This window comes from Micromonospora sp. AMSO31t, from assembly GCF_008868175.1.
Classification (GTDB): domain Bacteria; phylum Actinomycetota; class Actinomycetes; order Mycobacteriales; family Micromonosporaceae; genus Micromonospora.
The window spans coordinates 1-8,076 of the sequence record NZ_WBKT01000222.1; the positions used below are offsets into that span (position 1 = coordinate 1).

At 71.3% G+C, this 8,076-nt stretch carries 7 protein-coding genes and 1 tRNA gene; 5 read left to right on the forward strand and 3 right to left on the reverse strand.

The genetic code is table 11. The annotated features are described in order from the left end of the window. Together F8274_RS28855 and F8274_RS28860 are read right to left on the reverse strand one after the other, a co-directional pair. Positions 1-1,020: NAD-dependent epimerase/dehydratase family protein (locus tag F8274_RS28855; RefSeq protein ID WP_151465513.1), on the reverse strand; the 1,020-nt coding region annotated here is incomplete at its 3' end. A 36-nt stretch (positions 1,021-1,056) separates the two neighbouring features. Further along, positions 1,057-1,356 (reverse strand): hypothetical protein, encoded by a 300-nt coding sequence (locus tag F8274_RS28860; RefSeq protein WP_151465514.1) that lies wholly within the window; start codon positions 1,354-1,356, stop codon positions 1,057-1,059. A gap of 122 nt (positions 1,357-1,478) precedes the next feature. Here F8274_RS28860 and F8274_RS28865 point away from each other — a divergent pair. The 3 genes from F8274_RS28865 to F8274_RS28880 all read left to right on the forward strand — a co-directional run bounded on the left by F8274_RS28865 (position 1,479) and on the right by F8274_RS28880 (position 4,378). Further along, positions 1,479-1,550, forward strand: a tRNA-Lys gene (locus F8274_RS28865). A gap of 568 nt (positions 1,551-2,118) precedes the next feature. Beyond that, a complete protein-coding gene (locus F8274_RS32150; protein WP_225854024.1) occupies positions 2,119-2,310 on the forward strand; it encodes a restriction endonuclease in 192 nt (63 codons plus the stop codon). A gap of 1,390 nt (positions 2,311-3,700) precedes the next feature. Continuing rightward, the gene (locus F8274_RS28880) at positions 3,701-4,378 is read left to right on the forward strand and encodes a TMEM175 family protein (RefSeq protein ID WP_192580037.1); all 678 of its coding nucleotides are present in this window, start codon (positions 3,701-3,703) and stop codon (positions 4,376-4,378) included. Between the two features lie 117 nt (positions 4,379-4,495). Here the strand turns inward: F8274_RS28880 and F8274_RS28885 are convergent, their stop codons facing one another. After that, complete coding sequence (locus F8274_RS28885; protein WP_151465517.1) at positions 4,496-5,398, reverse strand: hypothetical protein; 903 nt, start codon at positions 5,396-5,398, stop codon at positions 4,496-4,498. Between the two features lie 289 nt (positions 5,399-5,687). On the opposite strand from F8274_RS28885, the gene F8274_RS28890 reads away from it, so the two are divergent. Continuing rightward, on the forward strand, positions 5,688-6,116 hold the full coding sequence (locus F8274_RS28890; RefSeq protein ID WP_151465518.1) for a hypothetical protein: 429 nt from the start codon (positions 5,688-5,690) through the stop codon (positions 6,114-6,116). Between the two features lie 250 nt (positions 6,117-6,366). Then, a partial coding sequence (locus tag F8274_RS28895) for a serine/threonine-protein kinase (protein WP_151465519.1) occupies positions 6,367-8,076 on the forward strand: 1,710 nt, incomplete at its 3' end.

The following is an 8,076-nucleotide window of genomic DNA, read 5'->3' on the forward strand; positions in this document are numbered from 1 at the left end:
GGTCGGGTCCGCGGACATCGGCGGGGAGGTGGTGCCGGTCCGGTCGGACATGCCCTCGAACAACTCCCTCAACGCCGTGACGCTGTCGACCCTCGGGGTCCAGCCCAGTTCGCGCTCGGCGCGCTCGCTGGACATGAGCGGGGCGTTCAACGCCAGGTCCACCCAGCCGGTGTCGACCGGCTGCAGCCGCGCCCGCCAGGTCAGCGCCGCCGCCGCGCGCAGCACCGGGATGGCCACCGGCACCGTCCAGCCGTGGAAGTGCCGGGCCAGCAGCTCCGGGGTCAGCACCGGGTCCGCGGCCACGTTGAAGGCGCCGTGCGCATCACCGAGCACCGCCCGGGCGTACGCGTCGGCCACATCGTCGGCGTGCACCGCCTGCATGCGCAGCCGCCGGTGCGTCGGCACCAGCGGGATCCGGCCGTACCGGAGCAGCCCGACCGGCGCCAGCGGCCCGATGAAGTAGCGGCGGATCTCCGTGCCGGCGTCCCGCTGGAAGGTCAATCCCGGCCGCAGCCGGACCACCCGCAGCTCCGGGCGCTCCCGCCGCACACCGTCCAGGAACGCCTCCACCTCGGCCTTGTCCCGGCTGTACGACGACGTCTCCACCCCGGTCGCCGGCCAGTTCTCGCTCACCGGATGGTCCTTCGGGCCGGGCGCGTAGGTGCCGACCGACGAGGCGTAGACGAGGGCGGGAACACCGGCCCGAACGGTCGCCTCGAACACGGCGCGGCTGCCGCCGACGTTGGTCCGGTGCAGGGTGCGCTGATCGTGGCTGGGCTGGATCTGCCAGGCCAGGTGCACCACGGCCCGCGCCCCGGCGAACGCCCCGGCCAGCTTCTCCACCGCGTCCGGCGCCCCGACGTCACAGGAGTGCCACTCCACCCCGTCGTACGGCTCACCGGCGTCCGGCCCGGGCAGCCGGCGGGCCACCCCGACCAGCTCCGCCCCGGACTCCCGCCGCAGCCGGCGCAACAGGGCCGTGCCCACGTTGCCGGTGGCCCCCACGATCACGATGCGCATACCGGTGCCGTACCCGCTGAAGCGGACAGCAACCGCTCACGGACGGGGGTTCGTCCGCGCCCAGCTCCGCTCGCCCTCGCGCCGCCCCTGCGTGGCGGCCAGGCAGCGGGGACACACGTAACCCTCGGGGTCGGCCTCGGTGAGCACGTCGGTGTTCGAGTAGTCGAACGGCACATGGGGGAAGCGGCGCAGCCGCGTCCGGCTGAGCTGGAGCCCGCAGACCGTCTGGTTCTGGCCCGGCAGCCAGGCGTGGACCTCGCCACCGGGGCGGCGAACCCCGTCGTCCCCGGCCACCTCGCTGGACGCCGCCACCGCGGCCGTGCTGCTCGCCCTCATGCGTATCCCGGTTCCCCAGCGCGGCGTCGACATGCCCGTCCGCCGACGGTGGGAGTCTAAAGATCGACAGGTGCCGGAAGCCGGAAGGCCCGCGCGGGCGGGTTCCGGTAGCCTGGTCGGACGGGCCGCTAGCTCAATGGCAGAGCTGTGGACTTTTAATCCATAGGTTCAGGGTTCGAGTCCCTGGCGGCCCACTCCTCCGCAGGTCAGCGGCCCTTCGCGGGGCCGCTGTTGCCGTAATTCGGGCCGGTACAGCAGCGAAGTACAGCAGTAGTGCCTTACCGGTCCAGCGCGCTACCTAGCCGCTTGAGGGCGTCGCGGGTCGCTGCCGAGGAGACCACCGTGTAGATCTCCATGGTGATGGCGAACTGGGCGTGCCGGAGGATCTGCATCGCCAGTCCTGATACCGATGTGTCAGGCAGGGTCCCGAGACCTGGCAGCAGGCTGCCGGCCGGTGTGGGAGAACTTTCTGTACGTCTATCAAGGCGGCCCTTGACGGGCCGCACGCGCCGCCGCCTGGGCGCGCTCCGGCCGCTGCACACCGGCGGACCACCCGCGTTTGTTGAGCGTCTACAACACGTCCTCGCTCAGTCTCGATACCCAGAGGGCCTGACAGGCAAGGCCGCCACTCACTATGACCCTGCCGCCAGAGAGTTGCTTATCGAGTACGAGTTACCACTACGAGACGTCGTGCCAACCGTGGTCGCTTATCGATACACGAACGCGTCACCGGTGTTCATGACGTGGTAGGAATCCGACGCCATGGCCCGGCTCTGTTACAGCAAAATCGTCGGCCTTGAAGCCGTCCACGCTCGCGCCGGCGTGATGGATCACAAGTGGGCCGCCAAAGGCGTTCTCGGCACTACTTCGTGGGTAGGCAAGGCGAGCCGCGACTTCGCTGCCGCGAACGGACGAATCGAATTTGTTGAAGGCCGCAACCTCAACACGTGCTGAAAGAACACCTTGGCCTAGACGTCCTAATCGGCCTGCAAAAGCTTCCGCGGGCCGGGACAGGGCAGACTTGGAGTAGGGCCATCATCCTTCGGACCGGATGGTGCCTCGCTTGCAGGGTCTGAGCCTTCGTCTACCAACGTCCCCCTCAGGCGCTCGTTCGTGCGCCGCCGTCGCCAGCTGTCGTCGTGCCAGCTCGTGTCAGGGCATACGCCGACGACCGCTCAGCATGGCATTTGATCATTCCGCTCATGTCTTGGATCTTGCCCTGTGGGCTCCCGCGCTGTATAGAACGCGGAGGTGCAAGATGTAGCTCAGGAAAGACCGAGGCTAATCGAAAGGTGCCGCCGTAGTCGCCACGGCGGCACCTTTCGGGCCGGCTCATGCAGCGGCAACGACAGCTCGCCGCATGCGGTTCACTACTGTACGGTGTATCCGTAATCCATCCGGTACGGGTAGGTGCTATTGCAGTACTTCACTGACCAAGTGCTACCGTCGCTGGCTCGATCAATGATGGCCCCCTTCAGGGTCGTCACTCGGCCGTTGTCGTTCCCGCACTTGATCCATACCCAGTACTGACCCCATCCAGCAGTACACGTCGCATACGCCCAATTCCCACCGTCCGTACCGGCGTGGCAGCCGCTCGGCACGGCGGAAGCCGGCGCTGGCGAGAGCCCCACCGCGGCGACGACCGTGGCTAGCCCGAGGGCTATCTTCCCCGTTGTCTTGATCATGTCTGCGAGAGTAGCGCAGGAGACCGCTCACCACAATAGACAACTATCGTTGGGAAAGCGCTCGGCAAATACCGTCGCATCCTCTTCGAATAGGTCGACGACTACATCCGCGAACAGGTCGAACACCAAGAGGCCGGCCGATGCCCGCACGTGCGGCGGTCTGCTCGGATTGCCCAGGTCGATGGCAGGCGGGATGGCCTACCGCACCCACCATCCTGGAGCCGGAGCGCCCCCGCCGGAGGCCCTAACCGCAACCCCGCGACCGCCGCCAGCTCGCCGCCGCGGCCGTTCGACAAGGCCGCCCTGAGTTCGAGGTCAGAGTCGGCGGCCTGCCTCTCGCGCTGCCTTCGCCGCCGTTTGGTCGGCCAGACGCTTCGCCTGTACTTCATGCCTCAGACGCCCTGCCTCAGCCTTCTTTGCCCGCACCCGATCCGGCCGGCTCGCCGGCAATCCATAGGTTCGAGGTTCGAGTCCCTGGCGGCCCACTCCTCCGCAGTCAGTGCCGTTCGGCCAGGAGCAAGGCAAAGCTACGCCGGGCGTTCCGGACCGTGATCCGCCGGACCCGGCGGTGTCGCAGCGCCGGTCCCAACCCGCTGACCTGGGCGGCGTGGCGGCCGGCCCCGGCGGTAGCTGGCCCGGGTTGAATCGCCACGGCAGGCGTGGGTGGTGCGGTAGAACCGTGGAGTGAGCCGAACCCGGCTGGAGGTATTCAGCGATGGGTCTTCGCGGTCGCGATCACGCTGCTCGCGCTGAACCTGGCGGTGGCCGGCCCGGGGCATGGCCCCCTCATGCATCAGATCGGGGAGCGCTGGCCGTCACTTGTCGCCTACGTGATCAGCTTCGCCACGATCGGGCTCATCTGGGTCAACCATCACGCCCTCATCGGGAACCTCGCCGTCGTCGACCGGACCCTGGCCCTCCTCAACCTCGTCCTGATGTTCTTCGTCGTCCTCATTCCGGTGGACACGGCGACGGTGGCCGAGTACCTCGCGTCGGGCGGGGAGGACGCCCGGGTGGCGGTGATTCTGTATGCGGCTGCCTTCCTGGGCATGGGGTTCAGCTTCGCTGGGATGTTCGAATGGACCTTGCGTCCCGGGCGGCTCCACCAGTCGGTGCCGGAGCGGGACCGTTGGAAGGCGCGGGCGCGATTCGGGGTCGCGTCGATCCTGTATCTGACGGCGGTTGCCGTCGCCTTCTTCAGCCCGCCGGTGGCACTGGCCATCATCGGCGTCGTTCCCGTCTACTACATCTTCGAACGCAACCTAGCGGTCGGCTCTCCGGCAGATGTGCGGCAGCAATCATCCGGCGAGGCAGGGAGAGGGCAGCGCGAGCCCTGATGCGGGCGGACGCGCGCAGGCAATCCGAACGCCCCGAGGCCGAGCCGGCACCCGGCCAGTGGGCCGCCCACGCCCAGGTGGGCGCGCCTGGGCGTGGGCGGCCGCGCGGGTCGGACCTCAGGCCGCCCCGGTCACGGTCACCGGGAAGGTGATGACGTTGTCCGCGGGGTTGAGGTCGTTCGGGTAGCGGGACAGGGCGCGGAACGCGATGCTTCCCTCGCCCAGGTCACCGGCCGCCAGCTCACTCGCCGTGCTGAAGATCAGCGTGAAGGTCCGCTCCTCGCCTTCCATGAAGGCACCGCCCGGCACACAGTTGAGGCCGCACTCCTCGGTCCACGGCTCCCAGATGCCGTCCGGCAGACTCACCGGCTCGAACCACACCTGGTCGTGCGGGGCGTCGCCGTTGTACCGGACGGTCACCGGCAGCCGGCCCTCGAAGAATCCGTCCGGCCGCCGGGCCAGGGTCAGGCCGCCGGTGATGCTCACCGACACGTCGGGCTGGGTGTCCTGGACGTAGGGCTGGGGGTCGGCGAGCGTGCCCGTGGTGGACCGGAAGCGGGTGGAGAACGCCTCATCGGCAACGACCTCGCCGCCGACCTTGACCGCCAACCTGCCGTTGCCGGCCTTCATGGCGTGCGGCTGGAGGCTGGTGAGCACCCGGAAGTCGAGGGTGAAGGACCGCCGCTCGCCGGGGGCGAGCTCGCCGCCCGGCACGTCGCACTCGACCCGGGTCCGGTAGTCGGGCAGCACGTCGCCACTGCTGTAGCAGCTGATGCCCCATTCGACGTTCTCGTAGGAACCGGGGATCGGCTCCGTGATCACGTAGGTGGCGCGGCCCGGCTCCGTGCCCCGGTAGGTCAGGTCGACCGTGAGGGAGCCGCGGTAGCCGCGATCGGTCGGTTCGAGGACGAGCCGGTCGGCGACCGTGGCGGTCGAGCGGGCGGACGCGGCCTGGGCGGGCCCTGCCGCCACCGACAGCGCGGCCGTCGCGCCGAGGACGGCGACGAGCACAGTGGACACCCTGGTAAGCAACGAAATCTCCCCCGATTTCCTGTGCGGCCGCGACGGGCGTTCCATCGCGGGCGCTCGCGGCCCCACGTGCCGGCCTCAGCGAGCGACGTCAATGGTGGCAGCTCCGGCCACTCCGCGCTGCCCCGCGAACACCGCCCGCTGTCGCCGGTTCGCCGTCCGCATCGATGACGCGGGCGGGCGGAGGGGAGCAAACCCTCCCCGCTTCGTCACCTGTCGGCCGCGCACCGTCCCTGGTTTTCTCTCTGACGACGGGATCTCGAGAGAAAGCAGGGTTTCCATGTCGTTGCTCCGCCGCACCCTCGCCACCGCGGCCGTGGCCCTCGCCGCCGGCGCCGTCGCCGTGGTCGACGCGTCCCCGGCGCTGGCCAGCACGCCGTCGAGCTGCTCCAGCGTCCGCCAGATCGGCACGACCCGCGTGCTCACGGTCGGTGGCGTGCAGGCCGCGTCGGTGAAGCAGTACTACGGCTGTGGCTACAACTACGCCTACATCTACGTCTGGGAGCAGTACCGGGCCAGCCACTCGACCTGGGACCTGTACGTCCACGTCGTCGACGAGTCGGACAGCGGCACGGACTACGGGGTGGGCGAGCTGAACAACACGACCCGGGCGGAGCTGTGGGGCAAGCCGGCGAACACCGCCGCGCACTGCACCCACGTCACCGGCTACCTGAACTCGACGGGCGGGTCGACCAGCACGGTCTGCTGACCCGCCCGTCATCTCACCGCGCACCACCCGGCCTACTTCACCGAGCACGGTGCGAGTGCGCGGCGTACAAGTTCTCCAACGACTTCTGATCCGCCGAAGGGGGGCGGGGCCGGCCGGTCGCGCGGCCGGCCCCGGTGGCAACGCGGCGACGGTCCGTGCCCTGGTCGGGGCACGGGCCGTCGGCGTCCACCGGGGAGGGCGGACCCGAGCGGCGGGTGCCGTCCGGACCCATCGGTAACATTCAGCGGCGATGGTCCACAGCGAGCAGCCGGTGACGCACCGCCCCGAGCCGGGCGCCGGCGTCGACCTGGGGATCGCCGGGTGCGTTGATGCCGTCGAGGTCGGGCGGGGCGGGTTCGGCGTCGTCTTCCGGGCCTGGCAGGCCGACTACTCCCGCTGGGTGGCGGTGAAGGTGCTCGCCGCCGACTGGGCCGGGCCGTCGCGGGTCCGCTTCGAGCGGGAACTGCGCGCCCTGGGCCGGCTGTCCGACCATCCGCACATCGTCACCCTCCACCAGGCCGGCCGGACCGCCGCCGGCAACCCGTACCTGCTGATGGCGTACGAGGAGGGCGGCTCGCTGGGCGACCGGCTGCGCCTCGGGACGGCGGGTGACTGGCGGGCGGCCGTGGCCGGCGGGATCGCGGTGGCCGGCGCGCTGGAGACCGCGCACCGGGCCGGTGTCCTGCACCGCGATGTGAAGCCGGAGAACATCCTGATCTCCGGGTACGGGGAGCCGAAGCTGGCCGACTTCGGCCAGGCCCGGGCCGGCGCCGAGCGCCCCGGCACGCGGGGCACGGTCACGGCGAGCGTGCTGCATGCCGCCCCGGAGGTGCTGCGCGGCGAGCCGGCCTCGGTGGCCGCCGACGTCTACGCGCTGGCCTCGACCGTGCTGCACTGGATCCGGGGCACGCCGGCCTTCGCACCCGCCGGGGAGTCCACGGGCGCCCTGCTGCGCCGGATCGCCGCCGACCCGGTGCCGGATTTGCGCCCGCTGGGCGTACCCGATGGGGTGTGCGCGGCGCTGGAGCGCGCGCTGGCCAAGGATCCGGCGCGGCGGCCGGCGTCGGTGGCGGAGTTCGCCGGGGAGCTGCGGGCCGCCCAGGCCGCGGCCGGGCTGCCGGTGACCCCGTTCGTTCCGGGGGACGTGGCCGCCGACGCCGGGGCGCGGCCGGTCGCGCCGGCCGGCCCGGCGCCGTCGCTGTCCGCCCGCCGCCGCGCGGCCCTCGCCCTCTCCGCCACGGTGGCGCGACCCTCCCGGGTACGCCGGCATGCGCTGCGCCGGACCGTCGGCCTGGTCGTGGCGGTGGCGGCGGTGCTGGCCACCGGGTACGCGCAGGCGCCGCCCGCGCCCGCCCCGGTGACCCTGCCCGAGCGGGTGGAGCTGGGCGAGCTGACCCTGCACGCCGAGTCGGCGGAGCGGCTGGTGCGGGTGCGTAACCGCGCCGACCACCCGGTGACCCTGGGCGGGGTGACGCTGGGCGGCCCGTCCGGGGGTGAGCTGCGGATCGTCGAGGACTCGTGCGGGTCGCGCCGGCTGGCACCGGGGGCCGGCTGCGACGTGGGGCTGGTCGTCGTGCCCCGGGTGGCCGGGCCGGTCCGGGCGGTGCTGGAGCTGACCGTGGCCGGCCGGCGGGTGACCACGACTCTGGCGGGCACGGCGGGGCCCCGCCGGGCCGGCCAGGACGACGCGCCGCCCGGCCGGTGCTACGCCGACGCCTACCAGATCGGCGCGTCCGCCTACGGGTACGCGGGTGGGCTGCGTGCCATCTCGGTGAAGCAGTACTGGTCGCCGGGCTGCCGGGCCGCGATGGCGTACGTGTGGGTGTGGAAGCAGTACCGCCGGCAGGTGGTCAAGCAGGCCGACCTGGTGCTGGCCATGCTGCGCTGCCCCGGCGAGTTCACCGCCGACGAGAAGGCCCGCAACGTCGCGTACTACGAGGCCCGGACCGTCCGGGACTCG